This window comes from Pannonibacter indicus, assembly GCF_001418225.1.
GTDB classification, from domain to species: Bacteria; Pseudomonadota; Alphaproteobacteria; order Rhizobiales; family Stappiaceae; genus Pannonibacter; species Pannonibacter indicus.
Map to the genome: position 1 here is coordinate 1 of NZ_LIPT01000019.1, position 25267 is coordinate 25267.

Here is a 25267-nt window from a genome sequence, read left to right on the forward strand (position 1 = left end):
GCCGTGGGCGTGCCGCTGATGTCACCGGTGTTGGTGTTGAGCGTGAGGCCAGCAGGCAGGGCGCCGCTGGTGACGGCATAGGTGTAAGGCCCGGTGCCGCCGGATGCGGAGACGGACTGGCTGTAGGCGGTGCCGGCCTGTCCGGCCGTGAGGCTGCCTGCTGCGGGCGACAGGGTGATGGTGACCGGGGCTGCATTGATCAGCAGGGAATAGGCTGCGCTGCCCGTGTCGTTGTTTCCATCTGTCGCGGTGATGGTGAAGTTCGCGGTGCCTGCGGTTGTGGGTGTGCCGGTCAACTGGCCGTTGCCGGCGTTGAGGCTGAGGCCTGCAGGCAGGGCGCCGCTGGTGACGGCATAGGTGTAGGACCCTGACCCGCCGGATGCGGTGAAGGTCTGGCTGTAGGCGGTGCTCACCTGTCCGGCTGTGAGGCTGCCTGCTGCGGGCGACAGGGTGATGGTGACTGCTGTCGGGTCCGAACACGTGACGGTTAGTGTTCCCGTTGCGCCAGAACCACCTTGGCCAGTGAGTTCAATGAAAATATCCTGGGCCCCGGGAGAGAAAGTATGGCTACCAGAGACGCTTCCCGTGCCAATTATATTTGTGCCGGAATCATATTCTGCTCCGGAGAAATCTTCAATATAATATGTCACTAAGTTAGTGTCGTCGCCTTGTGTGCCGTTTGCTGTAAATGTCCAATCAATCCTTTCGCCTGCAGATAGATTATTGTAGGCTCCGTTATTTGAAGACGGTCCAATAACTTGTGGGATGCCGCTTGCTGATGTGAGAGTTAGTCCCGCCCCACCCCAATCCGAATTGATCGCCTGACAGGCTGCAGACAGCGCGGCTTCCGAGCGTGTGGCGGTGACGAGAAGGCTTGCCAGAGCAAGGCAGAGGAACAGGCTAAGACGGGACAGGAGAGACAACGGCGAGAAACGGCCTTCGGCGGTGATGATACTCTCAGCTGGCCCGCCCGGCCGGAGTTGCGCGTTCTTGAACCCAGCCCACTCCGGACGCGAGAATCCATTTACTGCCGGCGTGCCGCCCATCGTCACCTGCATGCTCATTCCCCCATGGCCGGGACAAGTCTGAGTCCCGGAAACGCTTCAGCAACGGACACACTGCACCCGGTGCTTCCGGATGGAGCGCCGGTCCCGCCGGTGCGAGCCTGCGCCGGCAAAAGCCGCCCTGGCTTCTATGCCGTACCTTGCGGCAGCGCGCGCAATCTCTGGATGCTGCCGTTAAAGTTTCTTGCCATGCTTCGCGTGTGCGGGCAACGCTTTTGCAATGCTGCCCGCACAATTTATGGGGGAGTTTCCGTTACGGCCTGTCAGGGTAAAGGCCGTTGATCATGATGCAATAGCTCATCGCCAGCGACGGCGACTGGTTGGAGAAGGCGAGGCCATTGCCAGTATTACCGATCGTCACCGCGCCGCCGGTAATGCCGGACTGGTAAGTGAAGCTGATAGGGCCGTTACCGGCGGTGCCTGTCAACTGCACGTCGAGGCCGCTCAGTTCCACGTCGGGTGCTGTGCTGGTAGAGGGAACATAGATGGTTGCACCGCCGCCGCCCGATGCGGCACCCTTGCCGATATAGGAATTGGGGAGGAGCGCCGCGTCGCCGATCGTGTCTTTCGCATTGAGTTTGGCTGAAACGCCCAGGGTGCCGGCGGAGGCCGGGACATTCACTGTCTGCTGTCCGCCGCCAGTGCCGGTAAATGTGGCGCCATGATTATGCGGCGGCAGATTGGCCACGGTGAGGGTGGTGGTCGCCACGCCGGATTGTGTGGCGAAGACCTGATTGGGCAATCCGGGGCCCGTGCCGTAGTTCAGAATCGCCCGGCCGCGCAGGTCCGGCAGTGCGAACTGGCCGCTCTGCACGGAGCCGCCATACTGGGTGCCGATCAGGCTGTAGAGCGCCTGATTGCCGTTGATCGCAATCTGCCGCCCGTCTGCCGGCAGCCAGTTCCGCGGGCACCAGTTGAAGGCAAAGGCGCAGACGCTGCCGATGTAGGACTCCATGTTGCAGGCCTGTGCCGGAGCCGAGCTGCCGATCACGAGGGCGGTGCTGCCGGCGCCCAGCATGGCGAGGGCGCCGAGGGTGGATAGTCCTTGGCCGAAGATTCGGGCGGGTTTGAGCTGCTTTCTCATCCTGAACTCCAGTTTGGTTTCATGCGGTCTGGCGCGCACGGCTGGCGTGTGCGTCTGCCGCACATTGATGGAGATGAATGAGTGGATTTATTGTGAAGTGCCGTTGCTGTATTTTTCTTGATATAGATTATTATTATTGATTTAACTTTGTTTCTATCGGATTTTTGCTGAAGCTTGGGCTTGCCGTCGCAATTTTTTTGTGAGCCGTTTGACCTGCATGTGCAGGTTGAGTTGGGTCCGTCTGGCAAAGTGGCCAGCTTTCTGCTGGCCCGCCAGGTGTTCCGGTGTGCAGGGACGGCGTCAAAGGGGGGGCGAATTGCGTTGCGGGAAATGCCTGACTGCTGGGCCTGACGGCTGGCCGCGCCGGCTTGATCAAATCCGGAGAAGGCAGGCGGCATCAGGGCTGGTGTTACCGCTCGCGCAAGGGCAGGGCGACGGTGTCCTTGACCGTGTTGACGACAATGCGGGACTGCACGTCGGAGACCAGCGTGTTGTCGAGCAGCTTCAGCCGCAGGAAGTTGTCATAGGCCTTGATGTCCTCGGTGACCACCTTGATCAGATAGTCGACGGCGCCGGTGATGCGCTCGCAGGTGACGACTTCCTGCCAGTGATGCACCAGCTTGTCGAATGTCTCCATGTTCTCGCGGCTGGGCACGGTCAGCTTGACGAAGGCATAGGCGACAAAGCCGAGGCCGACGGCTTCCCGGTCGACAATGGCGGCCACCTGCCGGATGACGCCCATCTCCTTCAGCTTCTTGATACGGCGCCAGCAGGGCGTCTGGCTCATGCCGGCCGCGCGGGCAATCTCGGCGATGGATTGGGAAGCGTCCCTCTGGAGAACACGCAGGACGCGGATATCGGAGGGATCAAGAAGAAAATTCTCTGTCATGGGCCTGTCGGGGAAGAAAATCACGGCCAAGGGCTTGTCTGGCGGCACAATAGCACAGAAATCATCCGCGAAAAGGAGGATATTGGTGTTTGAGAAACCGCACTGGCACCCGGGAGTAGAAGGCGGGCGTCGGGCGGCGGAGGAGGGAACCGATGAACGCTTACGCGCCCGTGGTGTCGCTGGACGACAAATATACCGCAACAGGCGGCCGGATCTATCTGACCGGCATTCAGGCGCTGGTGCGCCTTGCCCTCGACCGGCAGCGGCTTGATCATCTTGCTGGCCTGAAGACCGGCGGGTTCATCTCCGGCTACCGCGGCTCGCCTCTGGCTGGCTATGACACGGAACTGACGCGTGCCCGCAAGCATATTGCAGCCCACGACGTGGTGTTCAAGCCCGGGATCAACGAGGAACTGGGCGCGACGGCCGTCTGGGGCTCACAGAAGCTGCGGCTGCATGGCAAGGGCTCCGATTTCGACGGCGTTTTCGGCATCTGGTACGGCAAGGCGCCGGGCGTTGACCGGGCCGGTGACGTTCTGAAACAGGCCAATGCCTCGGGCGTGGACCGCAACGGCGGCGTGCTGGCGCTGGCGGGCGATGATCATCTGGCCAAGTCCTCAATCCTTCCCGCGCAGAGTGAATTCTTTTTCGAGCATGCGGAAATTCCGGTGCTCAATCCTTCCGACATTCAGGATGTGCTCGACTTCGGCCTGCATGGCTTCGAAATGTCGCGCTTTGCCGGGCTGTGGTCGGCACTGATCTGCCTTGCCGATACGATGGATGCTTCGGCGACCATTTCCGTCGATGCCGGCCGGCTGCATTTCGCCCGTCCCGAGCAGGACCCCTGGCTGCTGCATGACCTGAACCGTGTGCTGCTCCTCGGCAACCGGCTGGAAACAGAGCGCCTCCTGCGCGACGTGCGGCTTCCGGCGGCTCAGGCCTATGTGCGGGCAAACCGGCTGGACCGGGTGGCCTTCGGTGCCAGCCGCCCCCGTCTTGGCCTCGTGGCCACAGGCAAGGCTTACCGTGACCTCTTGCAGGCGCTGGATCTTCTGGGCATCAACGAACAGCGTGCGAAGGAAATCGGCCTTGCTGTGTACAAGGTGGCGCTGGCCTGGCCGCTGGAGCCTTCAGGCCTTGCCGAGTTTGCGCGCGGCCTCAACAAGCTGATGGTGGTGGAGCACAAGCGCGCCTTCCTGGAGCCGCAGATCAAGGAAATCTCCTATCATTGGCCGGCTGATGCCCGCCCGCGCATCTGGGGCAAGCGCACCCCGGAGGGTGAGCCGCTGCTGTCTGATGTGCTGGAGCTTTCGGTCTCGGAAATCATCCGGGCGCTGCTCGGTTATCTGCCGGAAGATGTGGTGACCGATGAGATGCGGGATGTGAGTGCCCGCATGAACAATCAGGTGATGTGGGCGCAGGGGCATGCGGAGCGTGCGGTGCGCATTCCCTATTTCTGCTCCGGCTGCCCGCATTCCTCTTCCACCGTTGTTCCGGAAGGCGCCCGCTCGCTCCCCGGCATCGGCTGTCACGCCATGACCGAACAGGCGGGCCGTACCACTGACGGGCAGATCGCCATGGGCGGCGAGGGGGTGCTGTGGGTGGGGCAGAAGGACTTTGCCCGCGACACCCACGTCTTTGCCAATCTGGGCGACGGCACCTATTTCCACTCCGGCATTCTGGCGATCCGCCAGGCGGTGTCCTCCAAGGTGCCGATCACCTACAAGATCCTCTACAACGACGCGGTCGCCATGACTGGCGGCCAGCCGCATGACGGCCCGCTGACAGTGCCGCAGATGACGCGCCAGCTGGAAGCCGAAGGTGTGGCACGTATTGCCGTCGTCAGCGAGCGGCCTGAAACCTATACTGGCCGCAAGGATCTGGCGCCTCTGGTGGAGGTGCTGCACCGGGACCATCTGATGGAGGTGCAGCGCGAGTTCCAGAAAGTCGATGGCGTTACCGTCATCATCTATGATCAGACCTGCGCCGCCGAAAAGCGCCGCCGCCGCAAGAAGGGCGCCTATCCGGATCCGGACCTGCGGCTCTTCATCAACGACCGGGTGTGCGAGGGCTGCGGCGATTGCTCGGTCCAGTCCAACTGCCTGTCGGTGGAGCCGGTGAAGACCCGCTACGGCGAAAAGCGCCAGATCAACCAGTCCAGCTGCAACAAGGATTTCTCCTGCGTGAAGGGGTTCTGCCCCTCTTTCGTGGAAATCGAGGGCGCGGCGCTGCGTAAGGCGGAAACCCACGGCGTGGACGTGGACGGCCTTCTGGCCGGTCTGCCGCCGGTGGAGCTGCCCGGTCTGGAGCGGACGCTGAACCTGCTTATCGCCGGTATCGGCGGCATGGGTGTGACGACGATCTCCGCCGTGCTGGCCATGGCTGCGCATCTGGATGGCAAGCAGGCCTCGACGCTGGACATGACGGGGCTGGCGCAGAAGGGCGGGCCGGTGACCTCGCATGTGCGTTTTGCCTCGCTGGCCCGCTCCATCGAGGGGCCGCGCGTTCCCACCGCCAGTCTTGATGTGCTGATTGCCTCCGACATGGTGGTGGCCACCAATGCCGAGCAGCTGGCCCTGACCAACCGCTCCGCCACCCGCGTCTTTGCCAACACCCGCGTGGCGCCGACGGCGGAATTCGTGCTGAAGCAGACGCTTTCCTTCGACGAGGCGCGGATGCTCAAGTCGCTGGAGGCCGCCTCCATCCTGTGCAAGGCAGCGGATGCGGCGACGATTGCCGAGCAGCTGCTGGGCGATGCCATCTATGCCAACATGATGCTGGTGGGTATGGCCTTCCAGAGCGGCGCCCTGCCGGTGAGCGCGGAAGCCATCGAAACGGCGCTGCATCTCAATGGTGCGCAGGTGAAGGCTAATGTGAAGGCCTTCCGCGCTGGCCGCGTGCTGGCGGCGGCCCCTGAGAAGATCCTCGCCGCCCTGCCGCAGCCGGACAAGCTGGAGCCGGAAACGCTGGACGCGCGCATTGCCCGGCAGGAGCGCGAGCTGACGCTCTATCAGGATGCCGCCTATGCCGCCCGGTTCCGCAAGCTGATCGATGCGGTGCGGGCAGCCGATACAGCGCACGGTCCCGGCACCTTCCGCCTGACTGAAACGGCGGCGGACATGCTCTACAAGGTCATGGCCTACAAGGACGAGTATGAGGTGGCGCGGCTTTACGCCGATCCGGCTTTTGCCGGGAAGCTGAAGGCGCAGTTCGAGGACCCGAAGAAGGTGAAGGTGATGCTAGCCCCGCCGCTGCTGTCGCGGGGCAAGGACCCGAAGACCGGGCGGCCGGCCAAGATGGGGTTCGGCCCCTGGGTGTTCACCGCCTTCCGCCTGATGTCGAAATTGAAGGGCCTGCGTGGCACCGCCTTCGATCCCTTTGGCCGCACGGCGGAGCGCCGGGCCGAGCGGGCGCTGGTGGCAAGCTATTCAGCAGATCTCCAGACCATCATCGCGGCGCTGCCCAAGGCCAGCTACGGCCTGCTGGTGGAACTGGCCCGCGTGCCGGATCTGGTGCGTGGCTATGGTCCGGTGAAGGAGGAGAACCTGAAGAAGGCAGAAGCCAAGCGCGAGCAACTGCTCGGCCGGCTCAAGGGAGACACGCCGGAGTTTGCAGCGGCGGCTGAGTAATACCGGCTCCTGGTGAGCCAGGCGCTGCACTGCCGGAATGAACCCCTGTTTCAGCCATGCCCGCTTGAAGAGTTCCACGGCGCAGGGCTGTTCTATTTTGCCGAGTTTCTGGCAGCGGCAGTGCGGGCCTTCTGGCAGTGGGAAGGGGCAGAGACTGCAGCTTTGCGCTTCGAGAGGCCACATGTGGTGCTGTTCACGGGCAATATCGACCAGGGCGAAACCCTGTGCATCCGTCTGAGTTCGGTGCTGGGCACCGAGCCGGCGAACCTTTGCACGGCCGGACGCATGGATGGCTCCGTGACCGCATCTGTCCTGTTCGGTCATGGGGAGGATGATGGCGGATAAATCCGCAATAACCAAACCCCGATGAGCTGCCTCATCGGGGTTTGGTCAAGCCATGCGGTATTTGAGCATTTCGAGGCGTGATGCACCAGCATCTCAGAGCCTTGGTATAAGCCGGTAAGCGTATCCTGAAAATCCATCCTGAATTCGGCCAGTTTGGGCTCCGGAAAAGCCAGCGCCGAAGCAATGTCATCTGTCTGAAATGTACGTGTCACAAACCTGTAATACCCCGAACGTACAGGTGGCCAGACGTCAGGAAAGGATGATACATGAAACATCTTCTGCTCTCCGCCGCAATGATCCTTGCTGCCACGGCTGCTCAGGCCGAGTTCAAGCTGGACGCCCGCTACACCGACGCTGATGGTGACATGGTTGCAGATATTCCGTCTGACCCTGCACAGCTTGTCGATCCGGCGCAGCTGATCTTCGCCTATACCCCTGTCGAGGATCCGGCAGTCTACGCCGAAGCCTGGTCGGATTTCCTGGCGCATATGGAAGCGGTCACCGGCAAGCCGGTGCAGTTCTTCCCGGTACAGTCCAATGCAGCCCAGATCGAGGCAATGCGCGCCGGCCGCCTGCATGTCGCAGGCTTCAACACCGGCTCCAACCCGCTGGCGATTGCCTGCGCAGGCTTCCGTCCCTTTGCCATGATGGCCAAGGCCGACGGCTCCTTCGGCTACGAGATGGAATTCATCACCTATCCGGGTTCGGGTATCGAGAAGGTGGAAGACATCAAGGGCCGCACGATGGCTTTCACGGCTGAAACCTCGAACTCCGGCTTCAAGGCGCCTTCCGCCCTGATGAAGGCGCAATATGGCATGGAAGCTGGCCGTGATTTCACGCCCGCCTTCTCCGGCGCCCATGACAACTCGATCCTCGGTGTGGCGAACAAGGACTATGACGCTGCTGCGATCGCAAACTCGGTCATGTCCCGCATGATCCAGCGCGAAGTGATCAAGCCCGAGCAGATTGTCACGATCTACAAGTCCGACACGTTCCCGACCACCGGTTACGGCACGGCGCATAACCTGACGCCGGAGTTGCAGGAGAAGATCCGCGAAGCCTTCTTCAGCTTCAACTGGGCCGGCTCTTCGCTGGAAAAGGAATTCTCCAAGTCTGGTGAAGCACAGTTCATCCCCATCACCTTCAAGGAATACTGGTCGGTGGTGCGTGAAATCGATGCGGCCATGGGCGTTCAGTACACCTGCAACTGATCTTTCCTGAAATGCACAAGACAGGCGGGGATGACCCCGCCTGTCCGTTTTGAGAAGGCCACCCATGCTGCACATTCAGTCGCTGACCAAAACCTACAAGACCGGCGACAAGGCCCTGACGGATGTCTCCTTCGATTTGCCAAAGGGACAGGTTGCCGGGTTGATCGGACCGTCAGGGGCTGGAAAGTCCACCTTGATCCGCTGCATCAACCGGCTGGTCCAGCCGACCTCGGGCAAGGTGCTGCTGAACGGGCTCGATATTACGGCCCTTGGGGCGGGTGATCTGCGCCGGGCGCGGCGGCGGATCGGCATGATCTTTCAGGAATACGCGCTGGTGGAGCGCCTGACGGTGATGGAAAACGTACTGTCGGGACGGCTGGGCTACGTGCCCTTCTGGCGCTCCTTCACGCGCCGCTTTCCGCCCGAGGACATCCAGCGCGCCTTCCGGCTGCTGGACCGGGTCGGCCTTTCTGCCCATGTGAACAAGCGTGCCGATGCCCTGTCGGGCGGCCAGCGCCAGCGCGTCGGCATTGCCCGGGCGCTTGAACAAGAGCCTGAACTGCTGCTGATCGATGAGCCGACGGCGAGCCTAGACCCCAAGACGAGCCGCCAGATCATGCGGCTCATCGTCGAGATTTGCCGCGAGAGCGGCCTTCCGGCCATCATCAACATCCACGACGTGGTACTGGCGCAGCAATTTACGGACCGCATCATCGGCCTGCAGGCTGGGCGCGTGGTGTTTGATGGCCCTCCGGCTGGTCTGACAGAAGAGGTTCTGACGCGGATCTACGGCGCCGAAGACTGGACAGCCATGCGCAAGGGCGCGGCCGAGGATGCTCAGGCCGAGGCTGACGAGCGTGTGAAAACCGAAAAAATGCTGGGGGCGCTCTAGTGTCCGGTGCCCGTGATATGACCAGCTATCCCACGAGCTGGCGGCGCCCGCCCCAGATGATCACGTCGCGCCACTGGCGCGTGTTGCTGGCGGTTGGGGCAGTTGCCTATCTGGTGCTTGCCATCGGCAGTGTCGATGTGAACTGGACCCGCATTGCCGAAGGCTGGGAGCGCGGCCTGCGGTTCATCGGCGGCTTCCTGCAGCCGGATTTCACCTCCCGCTGGCGCGATATCTCGGCCGGGCTGATGGAAAGCCTGACGATGACCCTCACCTCGACCGTGATGGGCATTCTCATTTCCGTTCCCATCGGGATTGGAGCCGCGCGCAATGTTTCACCTGCCTGGATCTACACGATCTGCCGCAGCATCATTGCTGCAAGCCGCGCCTTGCAGGAGATCATCGTGGCGATCTTCTTCGTCGCCCTGTTCGGGTTCGGCGCTTTTGCCGGTTTTCTGACGCTGACCTTTGCGACGATCGGCTTCATCGCCAAGCTTCTCGCCGAGGACATCGAGGATATCGATGAGGCGCAGGCCGAAGCCATCCGCGCGACCGGTGCAAGCTGGTTGCAACTGATCAATTACGCGATCCAGCCGCAGGTGATGCCGCGCCTCATCGGGCTCAGCCTATACCGCTTCGATATCAATTTCCGCGAAAGCGCGGTGATCGGGATCGTCGGCGCAGGGGGGATCGGCGGAACGCTGAACACGGCGCTCAACCGCTATGAATATGACAGCGCCGGTGCGATCCTGCTCATCATCATCGCCATTGTGATGGTGGCTGAATATGGCTCCGGCCATCTGCGGAGGCTGCTGAAATGACCGGCACGCAGATCTGGCGTCACCGCACGCCAAAGACCCGACTCGCCCTGTGGGTGTTCTGGGTTTTCGTCGTGGCGCTGTTTGTCTGGTGCTGGAACACCATGACAGCGCGCACCATGTGGCTGTTTGTCTATGATGCGCCCAATGCGGCCGGGGACCTGATCGGCCGCGCCCTGCCGCCGCGCTGGTCCTATATGGAGAAGTTGTGGGCACCACTCTGGGACACGATCAATATTGCGACGCTGGGCACGCTTCTGGGCATCTTGATTGCCGTGCCGCTTGCCTTCCTGGCCGCGCACAACACCACGCCGTCGCGCCTGCTGCTCAGGCCTTTCGCTTTGTTCTGCATTGTAGCGTCCCGCTCCATCAACTCCCTGATCTGGGCACTTCTGCTGGTCTCCATCCTCGGGCCGGGCCTGCTGGCCGGGATCCTCGCCATCGCCTTCCGCTCGGTCGGCTTCATTGGCAAGCTGCTTTATGAAGCGATTGAGGAAACGGATCAGGCGCAGATCGAGGCTATCACTGCCACCGGGGCCAGCCAGGCACAAATCCTCAATTACGGGATCGTGCCGCAGGTCCTGCCGGCTTTTTATGGCATTTCCGTCTTCCGCTGGGACATCAACATCCGAGAAAGTGCGATCCTCGGCCTGGTCGGGGCGGGGGGCATCGGTGCTCAGCTTCAGGCCAGCCTGAATGTTCTCGCCTGGCCTCAGGTCATGCTCATCATTCTCGTGATCCTGGCGACCGTTGTGGTCTCCGAATGGGTCTCTGCCAGGGTGAGGCACGCGATCATCTGATGCAGTTGCCCCTGTCACGCAGCGGCATAGGTGTCTTTCCGGCTGCACGTGAGTCCAATCTCCGGATATGGCAATGTCATGCTTCGTCATACAGAAGCATGACAGGAGGATCGTCATCATCCGTAATCAAAGGCTCTTCCCTGCGGCCGGGGGGCGTGCTCACGCGGGCTGCTTTCGTCGCGGTTATTCATCATGATCGCGCTGCTGCTCGGCGGAACCGGCCTGTTTCTCGCCGGTATGTGGATGATGACCGACGGCCTCAAGCTGGCGGCCGGAAAGGCGCTTGAGGGGCTGTTGCGCAGCGCCACCGGCGCACCCTGGCGGGGCGTTCTTGCCGGCATTGCCGTGACGGCGGTTGTTCAGTCGTCCAGTGCGGTGACGGTGGCGACCATCGGCTTCGTCAACGCCGGCCTCCTGTCGCTGGCCCAGTCTGTCTGGGTCATCTTCGGCACCAACATCGGCACCACCATGACCGGCTGGCTGGTGGCAACGCTTGGCTTCAAGCTGGATATCGTCAGTCTGGCCCTGCCGCTGCTGGGGGAGGGGATGATCATCCGGGTTGCGGCCGGCTCACGCGGCCGGCTCTCCGGGCTTGGTCAGGCGGTGGCCGGTTTCGGGGCCTTTTTCCTCGGTGTCGGTTTCTTGCAGCAGGCCTTTGGTGACGTGGCCGTGCCTGCAGCCTTGTCCAGCCTTGCCCAGACGCCGCTGCTCGGAATTCCCGTGTTTGTGGCCGTGGGCATTGGCCTCACACTTCTGACCCAATCTTCGAGTGCCGCCATGGCGCTTGTGCTGACGTCGAGCGCGGGCGCGGGACTGCCGGTGTTCCTCGGGGCTGCCGCCGTCATCGGCACCAATATCGGCACCACATCCACGGCCGGATTTGCAGCCCTCTCGGCAACGCCGCCTGCCCGCCGGGTGGCTGCCGCCCATATTGCCTTCAACGGCCTGACGGCCTGCGCTGCATTGGTTCTGCTATATCCATTATTGCAGCTGGCTCAATGGCTTGCGGCGGAAGTGTCAGGAAGCGATTCTGGTGCTGCCGATATCGCCCTGGTGCTGGCTGTCTTTCATACCCTTTTCAACTGCATGGGCCTGATCCTGATCTGGCCCATGACCGGCAAACTGGTGAACTGGCTGGAGCACCGTTTCGTCAATGCGCAGGAGAAGATCGGCCGTCCGGAGTTTCTCGACCCGACCTTGCGTCCGGTTCCCCAACTGGCCTTGCGCGGACTGCTGCTGGAGACGGACAGGCTGTCCGGTATCACGCATGCCTTCGCACGCGATTGTCTGGCTGAACCGCGCGTGGCCACCGGCGAGCTTGACGCACGCCTGACCGGCAGTCTCGCGCTTGGCCGGGCCATCCGCAGCTTTATCGAGCACATGAACAAGGAGGCTATGCCGCAAGCGGTCTCCGAGGCCATTCCCGATATCATCCGCGGGGTGCAGCATCTGGAGGAGGTTGCGCAGTTCTCGGCGGCAGCCGTCTCTGTTGCCGCGCTGGAGCCGGAGGGAGAGGCCCGTCAGGACGTGGAGCGCATGCGCCAGTCTGCACTGAAAGCCCTAACCGCAGGACAGCCGTCCCGGAAGAACCCGCTCCCGCCCGACATGGTTGAAGCGGCGATGACTGAAACCGAGACACTTTACCAGTTGACGAAGGCTTCTCTCCTGTCCCGCGCAAGCCTGGCAGGCGAACATGTCGAGACGATCGAACGCAGTCTGCTGCAGATCCAGCACATGCGCCGTTGCGTCCGGGCCTCCTGGAAGGCGCACCGGCGTTTGGACCGCTGGTTTATGACGTTAGATCGGGATGGTGTTCAGCAGGATATGGGAAAGCCAGTAGATTAAATAAGGTATTTGACGTTGCAATTCTTGATTGTTTTCTTTTGGATGACCTAACGTTCGTATTAGTGAATTTTCTGGTTTGGTATTGATTTATTCTTTCCTTGTGTGATTTTTCCTGTATTAATTTGAGTTTAAGTCCTTTGCTTCAATGTGCTTTCAAAGGTTTTCGTAGGGTTGTTAAATGAACCTCGGCCAGTGGAGTGTCAGGAACAAGGTTCTTCTGCCTGTCTGGATCATGGCAGCTTTCATCGTTCTCGTGGTGACCATCAATCTGGTCATCCTGCGGGGTGAATTGGAGCGCGGCCACGTGGAAAAGGTGCGCGCGCTTGTCGAGGCCGCCCGCTCCATTACGGAAGAAAGCTACCGGCTGGCGCAGGATGGGACGTTGAGCGAGGATGCTGCCAAGGACAAGGCACGCGATGCCATCCGGGCGATGATCTTCAATGGCGGTGCGCGCGTCTTCGTCTTTGATGAGACCGGAAACCGGGTGGTCAGCAATACAGTGGCGGAAGAAGGTACCAGCGCCTGGGGCTCCCGCCACACCCGGGATATGATCCGCAACGGCCTGAACGGGGGCGGCGTCACCTATTACAAGGGCGCAAGAACGCTGGATGGAGTCACCACCCGCGGCAGGCCTAAGGCCGCGTGGTCTGAGCATTTTGCCCCGTGGGGATGGGTCATTTCCTCTGCGGTCTATCTGGACGACGTGAACACCTCCTTCTGGAACCATCTTCTGCGCTTCGCCTTGATTTTCGGGGCGGTTGGAGTGTTCCTGCTGATCTGGGTCAATGCCATCGTCGGCAGTATCACCGGTCCGGTGCTGCGATTGACAGCCAATATGAAGCAGCTGGCGGACGGCGACACACATGTGACTGTTGAGGACACCGGACGCGCCGACGAAATCGGCCAGATGGCCGCGGCCATGCGAACCTTCGTGTCCTATGAGCAGGAGCGCCACGCGCTGCACGGAAAGCTGCAGGAACTGGCCTTCTCCGACAGTCTGACCGGCCTTGCCAATCGCGCCTCCTTTCAGGACCGGCTGCAGTGCGAACTGGACCGCGCAGCGGCAGATGGCAGCCATTGTGCCCTGATCGTGGTGGATCTTGACCGGTTCAAGACGATCAACGACACCATGGGCCATGCGGCAGGAGATGCGGTCCTGATCCAGACGGCGCGGCGGATCGAGAGTGCGGTCTGTGCGCGCGCCTTCATCGGACGGCTCGCCGGCGATGAGTTCTTCGTGGTTCTGCCTGACCTGCCAGGCGTTGACGAGGCAATGGTTCAGGCAAACCGGCTTGTTGAGGCCATGCGCCAGCCCATGATGGTTGAGGACGCGGTGCTTCAGGTGTCTGTCAGCACCGGCGTGGCCGCCGGTCCCGGCGACAGTGCCAGTGCTCCGGCGCTGTTCCGCTTTGCCGATCTTGCCCTTTACGATGCGAAGCAGGCCGGCGGCAATTGCGCGCGCGCTTACAGGACACAGATGGGCGAAACCATCGAGAAGCGGTTCAAGCTTGAGACCATGATGAATGGCGCGCTCAAGCGCGGTGAGTTCAAAGCTGCCTTTCAATTGAAGATGGATTTGGCCACTGGTTATCCGGCAGGTGCGGAGGCGCTGTGCCGATGGGTTCATCCGTGTTTTGGCAACATCAACCCGGCTGAGTTCATTCCGGTGGCTGAGGAAACCGGCCAGATCATTGCTATCGGCAACATGATGCTGCGCGAGGCCTGCAAGTTCGCAGTTCAGGTCAATCATGCGTCTGCGCGGGCCATGGTCATCGCAGTCAACGTGTCGCCGCGCCAGCTGATGAATGGCGACTTTCTGATCCGGCTGCGCGACTGCCTTGCCGCCACCGGCTGTCAGCCGGAATGGCTGGAACTGGAGATCACCGAAAGCCTGCTGCTGAGCGAGGGCGGCGGTGTACATGAGACGCTGGAGCAGATCGCGGCCATGGGCATCGGCATTGCCATCGATGATTTCGGCACGGGCTATTCCGCACTCAGCTATCTGCACCGCTTCCCGATCACGGCCCTCAAGATTGACCGCTCCTTCATGAACGGCATTTGCAGTGACCCGCAGCAGGAAATCCTGGTGCGGACCATTCTGGCCATGGCCCATGGTCTTGGCCTGGAGACCACTGCCGAAGGCATCGAGACCGAGGACGTGGCCCGCAAGCTCGCTTCCATGAACTGCCGCTTCGGTCAGGGCTATCTCTGGCACCGCCCCGCTGGGGCAGAGGAAACCTCCGGCATCATGTGCGGACTGGCCGTGGCCTGAGCCTGGCCAGCCTCCCGGGCGTCATTTTCCCTTGCCGTAAAGCTCCCGCCAGGCGGGCAGCGTATCGCCCTTGGCCGGGGTGGCATGATAGACGCCGCGGGCAATGGCACGGGCGAGGCTGGAAGCAGCGGCGGCGCCCAGTTCGATCATGTCCGCCAATGGCTCTGCCAGCCTGTGGCGGCCGGTGGAGAGCGCAAAGACGAGATCTCCGTCCATGGGCGTGTGCGCAGGCCAGAGGGCGCGGGCAAGGCCGTCATGCGCCATGACAGCCAGCCGTTTGGCTTCTGCCTTGGTCAGGATGGCATCGGTAGCCACAATGGCGATCGTCGTGTTGGCACCGGCGCGCAGGGCATCGAATTTGGTGCGCGGCACGGCTGTGTCTGCGGGGAGGGGGGACGGCAGTCCGAGGCCGCCGAATTCATCGCCCCGCTCGAAAGGCGCTGCCCAGAAATGCGGGCCATCGCCCATGGTGGCCCGGCCAAGCGCATTGACGGCCACCAGCGCGCCGGCGGTGGCGCCGCTGGACAGGCGCGAGGACGCGGAGCCGAGTCCGCCCTTGAGATTTGCGGTGGTGGCACCGCATCCGGCGCCATGGCTGCCGAGTGCGAAGTCCAGCCCCGCTGCCTCAAGGGCGGCGCGGCCAAGCTCGCGGTAGGGAGCGTAATCTCCCCAGCTCTTGTCCCCGCCATTCATCAGGTCAAACAGGATGGCGCCGGGCACGATCGGCACGCGCACGGGGCCGACCTGAAAGCCGCGGCCCATGGCGGCAAGCCCGGCCTGCACACCGGCTCCCGCATCAAGTCCGAAAGCCGATCCGCCGGAAAGCACCAGCGCATCGACTTTCTCCACCGTCTGGTCCGGCTCCAGCAGGGCCGTATCACGTGTGCCCGGCGCGCCGCCGTGAATGGCAACGGAAGCCACCGCCGGTTCATCCGGCAGCAGCACCGTCACGCCGGACTTCAGCGTCATATCTTCTGCCGATCCAACGCTTAGGCCCGGGACATCCGTGATCAGATTGCGCAAGATCTTATTCCTTCCGGTGCTTGCATTGTGTTGCAGCAGCCGTTGGCCGCCCGGGACATCTTCCGAGCTTAGGGGCCTTTGCTGCCGGTTGAAAAGGGGCATGCCTGTGGCGTGGTTCAAGGTGGCATCCGCTTGCGGCCTTGGCTAGGATGCGGGCAGAAACGGAAGCCAATATTTGATGAGGCGTTGATTCATGCGGCAGTTCAAGAGCTTGGCGCCATTTGCTGCGGGACTGGTGATGGCCGGTATGCTGACCGGCGTGCTGGCCGCTCCCGCACAGGCTGACATTCGCATTGCCGTTGCCGCTGCCTTTTCCGGCCAGTTTGCGCCATTGGGGGATCAGATCCTGGCCGGGGCGCGGCTGGCGGTTGAAGACATCAACGCCAGCGGCGGCCTGCGCGGGGAAAAGCTGGTGCTGGAGGAAGCCGATGACCGCTGCGACCCGGAGCGGGCCACGGCGGTTGCCAATCAGCTCACCGGCAAGGGCGTGCAGCTTGTCATCGGGCACCTGTGCTCCAGCGCCACATTGGCGGCAGCGCCCGTCTATGCGGAGGCGGGGCGCATCCAGATCACGGTGGCTTCCGCGCTGCCGCAACTGACCGAAGCACGGCCGGGGCCGGGTTTCTTCCGGCTTGGGCCGCGCGAAGATGCCACCGCGCCTTTCATCGCGGAGCGTCTTGCCCGGGAGTTTGCCGGCAAGCGCATCGGCCTCGTCACCGACCGCAGCGCCTATGGCAAGGATTTCGCTGCCCGTGTGAAGGCTGCGATGCAGGCAAAGGGGCTTTCTCTTGCGCTGGAGCGGGAATTTGATGCGGGTGTACGGGACCTGAAGCCTCTGGCCTCTGTGCTCAAGGGGGAGCGGCTGGATGTAGTGGTGCTGGGCTCCTATGCCGGGGATGCTGGCCATCTCGCCGCCGCCCTCAGCGCCTTGGACATGCAGGTGCCCGTGCTGGCTGGCGATGCGGCCATGGGGATGGAGTTTGGCGCGGCGGCAGGCGAGGCGGCAAGCCGTGTCGAGGTCGCCTTCATGGCCGATCCGGCTGCCGTTCCGGACAGTCCTGCCCGTGAGATTGCCAGCCGCATGCGGGCTGCGGGCATGGTGCCTTCTCCTTATGCCACGGATGGCTACGCCGCCGTCCAGCTCTTCTCAGCCGCTGTGGACGCCTCTGGCAGCTTCGACTTTGCGCCCGTGGCCGCAGCGCTTCAGTCCGGCAGATTTGACACCGTCAGCAGCACAGTCTCGTTCTTGCCCGACGGGGACCGGGAAGGCGCGGGCCTTTCCTGGTACCGCTGGCAGGATGGCCGGTTCCGTCCCTCGGATCTGCCGCGTTAACGTTCTTTTCAGAATGCACCTCCGGGCAATGCCCTCTGACCGGCACCTGCGCTAGATTGGCCGGGTGAGGCCGTGCGGCGTCCGGCCTCACCAACGTCTGCGCTTGTCTGATGTACCGGGGGAAATCATGCGCCCTATTGCCGTGATCATGCGTTCGCTTGCCCTTTTGGCGGTCTGTGGCGGCCTGCTGGGTCTTGCCCTTGCCGCGCCGGTGCAGGCCCGTGCAGAGCGCGTGGCCTTTGCATCGCAGGGGCTTGCTCCGGGCACGATCGTCATCCGCAACAGCGAGCGGCGGCTTTATCTGGTGCTGGGAGAAGGGCAGGCGCTGGCCTATCCGGTGGCGGTCGGCAAGAAGGGCAAGGCCTGGACCGGCCGCACCTATGTGACGGGCCGCTATCTGCGCCCTGCCTGGATTCCGCCAGCGGTGGTGAAACGCGATTTTCCGGACATGCCGGACCGGATCGAAGGCGGTGCGCCCAACAACCCGATGGGCGTTGCCGCCATGACGCTGGCCGGCGGTGAGTTCGCCATCCATGGCACCAACCGCCCCGGCAGCATCGGCCGCCCTGTCTCCTATGGCTGCATCCGCATGCACAATGAACATATCGCCGACCTGATCCAGCGCGTGCGTGAAAACACCCCTGTGATCGCGCTGCCGTGAGGCTGTGTAAATTAGCCGTCCGCCTTGCGCAGCCAGTGGCGCGGGTCGGTGGAGGCCGCTGATGGCCCGGCGCTTTCGCCTGACAGCGTGCGCACGAGATCGGCGACGGCATCCAGCGAATGCGCGGCGCGGAACTCGTCCACATGCGGCAGCATGGTCCGGATGCCCTTGGCCTTGGCTTCGAACCCGTCAAACCGCAGCAGCGGATTGAGCCAGATCAGCCGCCGGCAGGAGCGGTGCAGGCGGGAGATTTCCCGCGCCAGATCCTCGTCCGTGTCCCGCTCCAGCCCGTCGGTGATCAGCAGCACCGTTGGCCCGCCCGACAGCACGCGGCGGGACCAGAGGCGGTTGAACTCGTGCAGCGCAGTGGCAATGCGGGTGCCGCCGGACCAGTCGGCCACTCCGGCGGAACAGGCCGCCAGAGCTTCGTCCGGGTCCTTCATCCGCAGCTGCCGGGTGACGTTGGTGAGGCGCGTGCCGAACAGGAAGGTGTGCACGGCGGGCCGGGTTTCCGTCAGTGCATGCATGAAATGCAGGAGCAGGCGGGAATACTGGCTCATGGAGCCGGAGATATCGCACAGGGCGATGAGCGGCGGGCGCTTTTCCTGCGGCTTGCGGTGCTTCAGATCGATGATGGCTCCGCCTGCGCGCAAGGTTGCACCCAGTGTGCGGCGCGGGTCGATGCGCCCGCGCGCGGCAGGGGCGAGACGGCGGCGGCGGATCGTGTCCTTCGGCATCGCCATGGCGCGCAGCGCCGCTTTCGCGGTCTCGATCTCGTCAGCCGTCATCTGGGCAAAGTCCCGCGATTGCAGCAGCTCGCGGCCGGATACGGTGAAGCGGGCATCCACCTCCACCTCGGGCTGCTCCTCGCGCGGCTCGCGCTCGCGGGCGGCCTTGAAGGCCTGGGAGACGCGGGTCTGTCCGGCCTTGGGCTTTTCCGGCGAGCCGCGCGGCGGGGCAACGGGGGAGAGGATGGCCAGCATCTTCTCGATGAGCCCGCGGCTCTGCCAGTAGATGCGGAAAGCCTCGTCAAACAGCACCCTCTGCTCGCGTTTGTGAACGAAGACGGCGTGCAGCGTCCAGTAGAAGTCCTCGCGGCTGGCAATGCCGCTCACCTCCACCGCGCGCACCGCGTCGATGATGGAAGCCGGGCCGGCCGGAAGGCCTGCCTTGCGCAGGGTGCGGGCGAAATGCACGATATTTGCCACCATGCGGCCATCGAGGCTGGACGCCTGTTCTGCTTGCGGGGCGGCGGGTGTGATCATCGCGCGGGGCTCAGACGTTCGGCATGGCGGCTGCGGTGGATGGCAGTGTGCTGCGGATTTCCTCCACCATCTGACGCAGCTTCGAGCCGCGCACCCGCTCGATATCGTCCTGATACTTCAGCAGGACGCCAAGCGTGTCACTGGCCATGTCCGGGTCCAATGCCAGTTCGTTCAGTTCGGTCAGTGCGGTTGCCCAGTCGAGGGTTTCGGCAACGCCCGGCTGCTTGAACAGGTCTTCCGTTGCGCGCAGGCGCTGGACGAAGGCGACGATTTCCGCCGTCAGCCGTTCGGGTGCGCCCGGCACCTTGCGCCGCACGATGGCCAGCTCCCGCTCTGCGTCCGGATAATCGACCCAGTGATAGAGACAGCGGCGTTTGAGAGCGTCGTGAATTTCGCGGGTGCGGTTGGTGGTGATGATCACCACAGGCGGCTCCTCCGCCCGGATGGTGCCCAGTTCCGGCACGGTCACCTGATTGTCGGCCAGCACCTCCAGCAGGAAGGCCTCGAAGGCCTCGTCGGCGCGGTCCAGCTCGTCGATCAGGAACACCGGCGGGCCGGAGAGCGAGGGCTCCAGCGCCTGCAGCACCGGGCGCTTAATGAGGAAACGCTCGCTGAAGATGGAGCGGGAGAGGTCCGCATGGTCCGTGTCTCCAGCCGCTTCCGCAATGCGGATCTCCACCATTTGCGCGGCATAGTTCCATTCATAGACGGCCGAGGCGATGTCGAGGCCTTCGTAACATTGCAGGCGGATGAGGTTGCGGCCCAGCGTGGCGGCCAGAACCTTGGCAATCTCCGTCTTGCCGACGCCGGCCTCGCCTTCCAGAAACAGCGGCCGCTTCATGCGCAGCGCCAGATGCAGCACGGTTGCCAGATCACGGCCGGCGACATAGCCGCCCTGATCCAGCAGCGCGAGCGTGCCGTCGATGCTTTCGGGAAGGGGCGTGCGGGCGGTGGTCATGCGGAAGGGCTCCCGGAACGTGCGGCCCGGCCTGAAGGCCGGAACTCTTGTCTTTAGTCCCTAACATATAGGCGCCAGCGGCAAGGCACAGCCCCTTTGCCGCAATTCATGGCCAGAATGGATCATGCTGAAGCAGCATTTCTCCGGAGGCTGAGGGTTTTGACGGACTTGCGAAGCAGAAGGGGGGCTGGCACGCAAAAGGAAGGCTGAGGGTGGACGGTCTGCGGGGCATGCGGCGGCGGACTTGCAGAAATCTTGAGGGAGAGGGACATGACAATGCTTTTCAGGCGAGGGCTGCGCGCTGCGGCCGTGGCAGTGATTCTGTTCGCTGCACCGGGCGCTGGTGCGGTGCTGGCGCAGGGTACACTTGCAGAGGCGGCGCAGGTGGAGCGCGGCAAGCTGATCGCAAAAGAGGCCTGTGCGGCTTGCCACGCCATCGGCCGTGATGATGCTTCGCCCAATGCGGATGCTCCGGCCTTCCGGGATCTGGGGCAGCGCTATCCAGTCGAGGATCTGGCGGAAAGCCTGGCCGAGGGCATCGTCACAGGCCATCCGGACATGCCGGAAGTGGCGCTGGAAGGGCAGGATGTGACATCCTTCATCGCCTATCTGAAGAGCATTCAGAGCAAAGGCGGCGCTGGCAGCACTCACTAAAGTCTGCTGCTAACATATTGAAAAATATAGCGAAGATTCATTTTTTAATTGCGCGTTTACTTCGCTGGCGCGACACTTATGCCGTGGTTTCGTCAAGGCATGAGGTGTTCCATGGGCACAAGCGAAGACTTCCGCAAGCAGATGGCAGGCTACGGGCTGCTGACGGCTGAAATCCTGTACAGAATGCCGGATCATCCCGCCCTTCTGCAGAGTTTTCTCTGGCAGACAGAAGACAAGGCCCCGACCTTTCCGGAACTGCGCCGGTTTCTGGCGTTCTGGGAGCGGGAGATTCAGGCCTTCATCCACACGGTGCGTCTGGCTCATCAGGATCTGATCGGCCCGCGTGATGTGCGCTATGCCAAGGGCGAGTTCCTGATTCATTGACGCGGTTGTCTCTGGAGCCAGCGGCTGGCAGCTGCCCGCCGCTGGTCCTCAGCCGTCGCTGTCTTGGCTTGGAGTGCTCTACGCCGCAGGGCGTTACTTGCACATTGACCCGCCGATCGGCCGGCCGTCCTTGCCGTACTCTAGGAAGGTAGAGAACTTCGTTCCGCCGGAAGCAAAGTCCAAGAGCTCATCCGGCAGCTCGTCCTGCGCAATGCTGCGCGGCAGAACCAGCACGGCTTCGCCCGGAGCTTCTTCCACAACGGTGATTTTCATGGCCGGAATAGGGTCGGTGCCAAGCAGGGCCTTGAGAGCCGCGTGCGGATTGGCCTTCAGGTCCTCGCGAAACGCGCTGTCAGCGATAGCCTTTTCAATCAGCGCCTTTTCAATGTGCTGGCGCGCCTGTGCAATCGGATCATGGGCCGGCATGTAAATGGGTCCCCGGAATGCTCTCTGAAAAGGGAGGGCGTGACCATCACACCCTCCGGTGACTGTCAGCAGTTACTTCTTCTTGCAGCCGCCGCCATCCGGATACGGCGGGCCGTAGAGAATGAAGGACGAGAAGCTGGTGCCACCGGAGGCAAAGTCCAGCAGATCGTCCGGCAATTCGTCCTGCCCGATGGAGCGCGGCAGCACGAGGACGACTTCCCCCGGGGCCTCTTCAACCACTGTGATCTTGTAGGAGGGGATCGGGTCATTGCCGATCAGCTCCTTGATGGCCGCATGCGGGTTGCTCTTCAGCAGCTCGCGGAAGGCGGCATCGGACGAGGCCCTCAGGATGAGGTGCTTCTCGATGTGCTGGCGGGCCTGGGTAAGCGGATCAAGTTCAGACATGAGCTTCTACTCCCTGGTATTCTCATGAACTCCGGTCTGCTTCGCCATCCCTGCCGGGCGCTGGTGAAGCATCCTTGTCACGAGATCTACCGGGAGTTCCCGGCGGACGGAGAACTTGACCCCAAATCTGCCGGTCAGGGCGTTTCAGGGCCTTGGCTGTATCCCGAGCCCCTTGCCGTCGCGCATGACGGCGCGCGCTTCGGGCAGAAAGTCCGAGCCATCGCCCTCATGCAGGACAAAGCCCGGCATCAGCCGCAGCGGCGCCTTGCTGGCGCGGATGGCGCGCAGCAGGATGCGGGTGGCGGCAGCATCGGCACGCGGGCGCAGGGGGATGATGTCGATGGCACCGAACCGGCCCTGAAACACATCCAGCAGTTCCTGCAGGCCATCGGCACGGAAGATGACGGTAAGCGTGCCGCCTTCACGCAGGATATCCGTTGCGGTCTTCGCCCATGGCTCCAGCCCGCGCTCGTCCAGCACATGGGCGCTGGCCCGCTCGCCCGAGGGCGAGGCCCGGAACTGGCCGGGCTGATAATAGGGCGGGTTCATGATCACGTGATCGGCCATGCAAGGGGTGAGGCCCGCCGCATGGCGCTGGGAACCCTTGGCGGTGATATCGGCCTCCAGCACGCTCACGCGGGGTGCAAAGGCACCATTGAGGGAATCAGCCAGTGCGCGCCGGGCCAGAAGGGCGGCCAGCGGATCGATCTCCACCAGGGTGACGCGAATATCCGGCAGGCGCGCTGCCGCGCAGAATCCTGCTGTGCCAACACCTGCGCCCAGATCCACCACATGACCCTTTGTGCCATCGGGCAGGGCAGCTGCCAGATAGACCGCATCAAGGCCCGCACGGTGGAACCCCTTTGCGGGTTGCTCGACGGTGACAAGCCCGCCCAGAAAGGCATCGCGTGTGGTGGCAACGCCTTCCGGCAGCGCTTCAGAAGCAAGGTCAGAGGCAGAATGGACGGGGCTCGTCATGTCAGTGCCCTTCTTCCGGCGTCAGCTCATGGCCAAGGCCCGCGTCGCGCATCAGGCGGCGTGCGGCGGTGATCTGATCGGCAGGGACAAGGATTCGCCGGGGAATCATGGCGAGCGAACCTTCCAGAATGCTCATGTTGGCATCCGCGACAAAATGCGCGATCCCGGCTTCGTCAAACATCGCTCCCACAGCTGAAATGAGAACCAGATCATTGGTCTTCAGCAGTTCTTCCATGATCCCGGTTTCCCTCTCTGAATAGAGCGCAGTGCAGACACATGGTTTATGCGTCTTTTCCGGTGGTGAACAACACTGTTCACTGCCTTGTCAAACGATTGATCCCTTGCGGGGGGGCGCTCGGCGACCTATTGTCCGCCAAAACCAGCCTTGGGAGAGTGTTTTGGCAGCCGTCGCCGCTTCCGCACCCGAATTGAAGAAAGCCAAGCCCGCAATCCAGCCGCTCGTCGATCTGACGGCAGGCGGCATGGGGCAGGTCAACGATCTGATCCTGTCCAAGGCGGGCTCGAATGTCGAGCTTATCCCCGAGATTGCCAAGCATCTGATCGACTCGGGCGGCAAGCGTCTGCGGCCAATGCTGACCCTCGCCATGGCGGACATGTTCGGCTACCGCGGCACGGGCCATGTCATCCTCGCGGCCAGCGTCGAGTTCATGCACACGGCGACGCTGCTGCACGATGATGTGGTGGACGAGAGCGACATGCGCCGGGGCAAGCTGGCGGCGCGCAAGCTCTGGGGCAACCAGGCCAGCGTTCTCGTCGGCGACTATCTGCTCGGCCAGGCCTTCAAGATGATGGTGGACGTGGGTTCGCTGGAGGCCCTGCGCATTCTCGCCGAAGCCTCTGCCATCATCGCCGAGGGCGAGGTGATGCAGCTGGGGGCGGCCAAGGACATTTCTACCAATGAGGCGCAGTATCTCAAGGTGATCGAGGCGAAGACCGCTGCGCTCTTTGCCGCTGCTGCCGAGGTCGGGCCTGTGATCGCCGGTGTCGAGGGGGCCAAGCGTGCGGCTGCCCGCCGCTATGGCATGGATCTCGGCCTTGCCTTCCAGCTCGTGGATGATGCGCTGGATTACGGCGGGTCCAGTGCGGATCTCGGCAAGCAGGTTGGCGATGATTTCCGTGAGGGCAAGATTACGCTGCCGGTCGTCGTATCGCTCGAGCGCGGCACGGACAGTGAGCGCGCCTTCTGGAAGCGTTGCCTTGAAGAGGGCAACATCCGCGACGGCGATCTTGAGGAAGCCATTGCCCTGATGCGCCGTCACGGCGCCATCGAGGAAACCATTGTCCGCGCCCGCCAGTATGGCGCCAGCGCCATGGCCGCCCTTGATGAACTGCCGCAGGGCCCGCTGACGGACGCCCTGCGCGAGGCCGTCGAATTCTGCATCGCCCGGGTGAGCTGAGGCTTACCCGGCGCTCACTTCGCTGGCTGCAATCCACCAGCCGGGGTGCCGCTGGCGCAGGTCATCTGCAAGTGCGCCCGCTGCCTCCGGCGCGCAGAGGGCAAAGCAGGTGGCGCCGGAGCCGGACATGCGGCAGAACTCCGCTGCCGGGTGAGCTTCCAGCGCAGCCAGCACTTCCGCAATGACCGGTGACAGGGCGATGGCTGCGGCCTGCATGTCGTTGCGGGTGCCGTCCAGCCAGCGGATGAGATCTTCGCGGCAGGTGAACTCTTCGGGCAGTGCGGGCAGGGGCGCATTGTTGCGGCGTTGAAGCGCGCGGAACACGGCAGGCGTGCTCACCGCCATGCCCGGATTGACCAGCACCAGGCCGCAGCGGGGCAGGGGGGGCAGCGGAGCAAGGGTTTCGCCGATGCCGGACATGCGGGCCGGCCGCCCGGCGAGGCAAACAGGCACGTCCGCCCCGAGATCCAGCGCGATGGATTGCAGCGCATCCGTAGGCACCGCGAGGCCTGTGGCCTCCAGGACCAGTGTCAGGGCGGCAGCCGCATCCGCCGATCCGCCGCCGATACCGGAGGCGACCGGCAGGTTCTTTTCCAGATGCACGGCAAAGGGTGGCAGAGACTGGCCGGACGCGTTCTGCAGCGCGGCGATGGCGCGCAATACGAGATTGCTGTCCGCCGGGCCGCCGCCTTCCAGCGCGGCGGCAAAGGGGCCGGAGACGGTGAAGGAAGAGCTTGCCGCGGTCCGGAGGCTCAGCTGGTCGCCCGTTTCAGCGAAGATGGTGAAGCTGTCCAGCAGGTGATAGCCGTCTTCCCGCCGCCCCGTAATGTGCAGGGCCAGATTGATCTTGGCTCTGGCAAGGCAGGAAAAAACCGGCGCGGTGTCCGCGCCGGATGATGTTCCGTTCCCCCTCATG

25 protein-coding genes are annotated in these 25267 nt (G+C 63.1%); 14 read left to right on the forward strand and 11 right to left on the reverse strand.

Annotation, left to right across the window (positions count from 1 at the left end; translation table 11 throughout):
* The 3 genes from ASC48_RS19855 to ASC48_RS17760 all read right to left on the reverse strand — a co-directional run.
* Positions 1–413, reverse strand: a 413-nt coding sequence (locus ASC48_RS19855; protein ID WP_055457023.1) for a putative Ig domain-containing protein, incomplete at its 3' end; no start/stop codon positions are given.
* A 904-nt stretch (positions 414–1317) separates the two neighbouring features.
* Positions 1318–2148 carry a phage tail protein gene (locus ASC48_RS17755; protein ID WP_055457024.1) on the reverse strand — a complete coding sequence of 277 codons (831 nt, stop codon included), beginning with the start codon at positions 2146–2148 and terminating at the stop codon, positions 1318–1320.
* A 409-nt stretch (positions 2149–2557) separates the two neighbouring features.
* Positions 2558–3037, reverse strand: coding sequence for an Lrp/AsnC family transcriptional regulator (locus ASC48_RS17760; protein WP_019966625.1), 480 nt, complete (start codon positions 3035–3037; stop codon positions 2558–2560).
* Positions 3038–3189: 152 nt separating this feature from the next.
* On the opposite strand from ASC48_RS17760, the gene ASC48_RS17765 reads away from it, so the two are divergent.
* The 8 genes from ASC48_RS17765 (at position 3190) to ASC48_RS17800 (ending at position 14846) form a co-directional block, all read left to right on the forward strand.
* Positions 3190–6666, forward strand: coding sequence for an indolepyruvate ferredoxin oxidoreductase family protein (locus ASC48_RS17765; protein ID WP_055457025.1), 3477 nt, complete (start codon positions 3190–3192; stop codon positions 6664–6666).
* 12 nt (positions 6667–6678) lie between these two features.
* A complete protein-coding gene (locus tag ASC48_RS17770; protein WP_055457026.1) occupies positions 6679–7011 on the forward strand; it encodes a hotdog family protein in 333 nt (110 codons plus the stop codon).
* Between the two features lie 266 nt (positions 7012–7277).
* On the forward strand, positions 7278–8222 hold the full coding sequence (gene phnD, locus ASC48_RS17775; RefSeq protein ID WP_055457027.1) for a phosphate/phosphite/phosphonate ABC transporter substrate-binding protein: 945 nt from the start codon (positions 7278–7280) through the stop codon (positions 8220–8222).
* Between the two features lie 64 nt (positions 8223–8286).
* The gene (phnC, locus tag ASC48_RS17780; protein WP_055457028.1) at positions 8287–9114 is read left to right on the forward strand and encodes a phosphonate ABC transporter ATP-binding protein; all 828 of its coding nucleotides are present in this window, start codon (positions 8287–8289) and stop codon (positions 9112–9114) included.
* Between the two features lie 17 nt (positions 9115–9131).
* On the forward strand, positions 9132–9932 hold the full coding sequence (gene phnE / locus ASC48_RS17785) for a phosphonate ABC transporter, permease protein PhnE (protein WP_055457062.1): 801 nt from the start codon (positions 9132–9134) through the stop codon (positions 9930–9932).
* Entirely contained in the window at positions 9929–10729 is an 801-nt protein-coding gene (gene phnE / locus ASC48_RS17790; protein ID WP_055457029.1) for a phosphonate ABC transporter, permease protein PhnE, read from the forward strand. Before phnE (ASC48_RS17785) ends, phnE (ASC48_RS17790) begins: the two co-directional genes overlap by 4 nt.
* Before the next feature lie 192 nt (positions 10730–10921).
* Positions 10922–12574, forward strand: a complete 1653-nt coding sequence (locus tag ASC48_RS17795) for a Na/Pi cotransporter family protein (RefSeq protein WP_055457030.1) — start codon at positions 10922–10924, stop codon at positions 12572–12574.
* A 178-nt stretch (positions 12575–12752) separates the two neighbouring features.
* Positions 12753–14846, forward strand: coding sequence for a putative bifunctional diguanylate cyclase/phosphodiesterase (locus ASC48_RS17800; protein WP_055457031.1), 2094 nt, complete (start codon positions 12753–12755; stop codon positions 14844–14846).
* Positions 14847–14867: 21 nt separating this feature from the next.
* Here the strand turns inward: ASC48_RS17800 and ASC48_RS17805 are convergent, their stop codons facing one another.
* A complete protein-coding gene (locus ASC48_RS17805) occupies positions 14868–15869 on the reverse strand; it encodes a P1 family peptidase (protein ID WP_055457032.1) in 1002 nt (333 codons plus the stop codon).
* Positions 15870–16107: 238 nt separating this feature from the next.
* On the opposite strand from ASC48_RS17805, the gene ASC48_RS17810 reads away from it, so the two are divergent.
* From ASC48_RS17810 to ASC48_RS17815, 3 genes are read left to right on the forward strand one after another with little or no spacing between them, the layout of a single operon-like run.
* The gene (locus ASC48_RS17810; protein WP_055457033.1) at positions 16108–17202 is read left to right on the forward strand and encodes a branched-chain amino acid ABC transporter substrate-binding protein; all 1095 of its coding nucleotides are present in this window, start codon (positions 16108–16110) and stop codon (positions 17200–17202) included.
* Positions 17160–17270, forward strand: a complete 111-nt coding sequence (locus tag ASC48_RS20305; RefSeq protein WP_425270046.1) for a DUF6132 family protein — start codon at positions 17160–17162, stop codon at positions 17268–17270. Before ASC48_RS17810 ends, ASC48_RS20305 begins: the two co-directional genes overlap by 43 nt.
* Positions 17271–17329: 59 nt before the next feature.
* Positions 17330–17863 (forward strand): L,D-transpeptidase, encoded by a 534-nt coding sequence (locus tag ASC48_RS17815; protein WP_082440182.1) that lies wholly within the window; start codon positions 17330–17332, stop codon positions 17861–17863.
* Positions 17864–17874: 11 nt separating this feature from the next.
* On the opposite strand, the gene ASC48_RS17820 is transcribed toward ASC48_RS17815, so the two are convergent.
* Both ASC48_RS17820 and ASC48_RS17825 read right to left on the reverse strand, forming a co-directional pair.
* Positions 17875–19128 (reverse strand): vWA domain-containing protein, encoded by a 1254-nt coding sequence (locus ASC48_RS17820; protein ID WP_055457034.1) that lies wholly within the window; start codon positions 19126–19128, stop codon positions 17875–17877.
* A gap of 10 nt (positions 19129–19138) precedes the next feature.
* The gene (locus ASC48_RS17825) at positions 19139–20086 is read right to left on the reverse strand and encodes an AAA family ATPase (protein WP_055457035.1); all 948 of its coding nucleotides are present in this window, start codon (positions 20084–20086) and stop codon (positions 19139–19141) included.
* Positions 20087–20356: 270 nt separating this feature from the next.
* Between ASC48_RS17825 and ASC48_RS17830 the strand changes: the two genes are divergently transcribed.
* Positions 20357–20740: a c-type cytochrome gene (locus ASC48_RS17830; RefSeq protein WP_244270104.1), complete on the forward strand. Its 384-nt coding sequence runs from the start codon at positions 20357–20359 to the stop codon at positions 20738–20740.
* Positions 20741–20851: 111 nt separating this feature from the next.
* Positions 20852–21124, forward strand: coding sequence for an usg protein (locus tag ASC48_RS17835; protein WP_055457036.1), 273 nt, complete (start codon positions 20852–20854; stop codon positions 21122–21124).
* A 93-nt stretch (positions 21125–21217) separates the two neighbouring features.
* Here the strand turns inward: ASC48_RS17835 and ASC48_RS17840 are convergent, their stop codons facing one another.
* From ASC48_RS17840 to ASC48_RS17855, 4 genes are all read right to left on the reverse strand, one after another.
* The gene (locus tag ASC48_RS17840; protein ID WP_055457037.1) at positions 21218–21550 is read right to left on the reverse strand and encodes an NHLP leader peptide family RiPP precursor; all 333 of its coding nucleotides are present in this window, start codon (positions 21548–21550) and stop codon (positions 21218–21220) included.
* A gap of 72 nt (positions 21551–21622) precedes the next feature.
* Positions 21623–21955 (reverse strand): hypothetical protein, encoded by a 333-nt coding sequence (locus ASC48_RS17845; protein WP_055457038.1) that lies wholly within the window; start codon positions 21953–21955, stop codon positions 21623–21625.
* A gap of 144 nt (positions 21956–22099) precedes the next feature.
* Positions 22100–22933: a tRNA1(Val) (adenine(37)-N6)-methyltransferase gene (locus ASC48_RS17850; protein WP_055457039.1), complete on the reverse strand. Its 834-nt coding sequence runs from the start codon at positions 22931–22933 to the stop codon at positions 22100–22102.
* 1 nt (position 22934) lies between these two features.
* Positions 22935–23168, reverse strand: a complete 234-nt coding sequence (locus tag ASC48_RS17855) for a putative signal transducing protein (RefSeq protein ID WP_055457040.1) — start codon at positions 23166–23168, stop codon at positions 22935–22937.
* A gap of 247 nt (positions 23169–23415) precedes the next feature.
* Here ASC48_RS17855 and ASC48_RS17860 point away from each other — a divergent pair, with 247 nt between their 5' ends.
* Positions 23416–24351: a polyprenyl synthetase family protein gene (locus ASC48_RS17860; RefSeq protein ID WP_208975814.1), complete on the forward strand. Its 936-nt coding sequence runs from the start codon at positions 23416–23418 to the stop codon at positions 24349–24351.
* A gap of 3 nt (positions 24352–24354) precedes the next feature.
* Here ASC48_RS17860 and ASC48_RS17865 read toward each other — a convergent pair whose 3' ends face one another.
* Complete coding sequence (locus ASC48_RS17865; protein WP_055457042.1) at positions 24355–25266, reverse strand: 4-(cytidine 5'-diphospho)-2-C-methyl-D-erythritol kinase; 912 nt, start codon at positions 25264–25266, stop codon at positions 24355–24357.
* Position 25267: the final 1 nt, after the last annotated feature.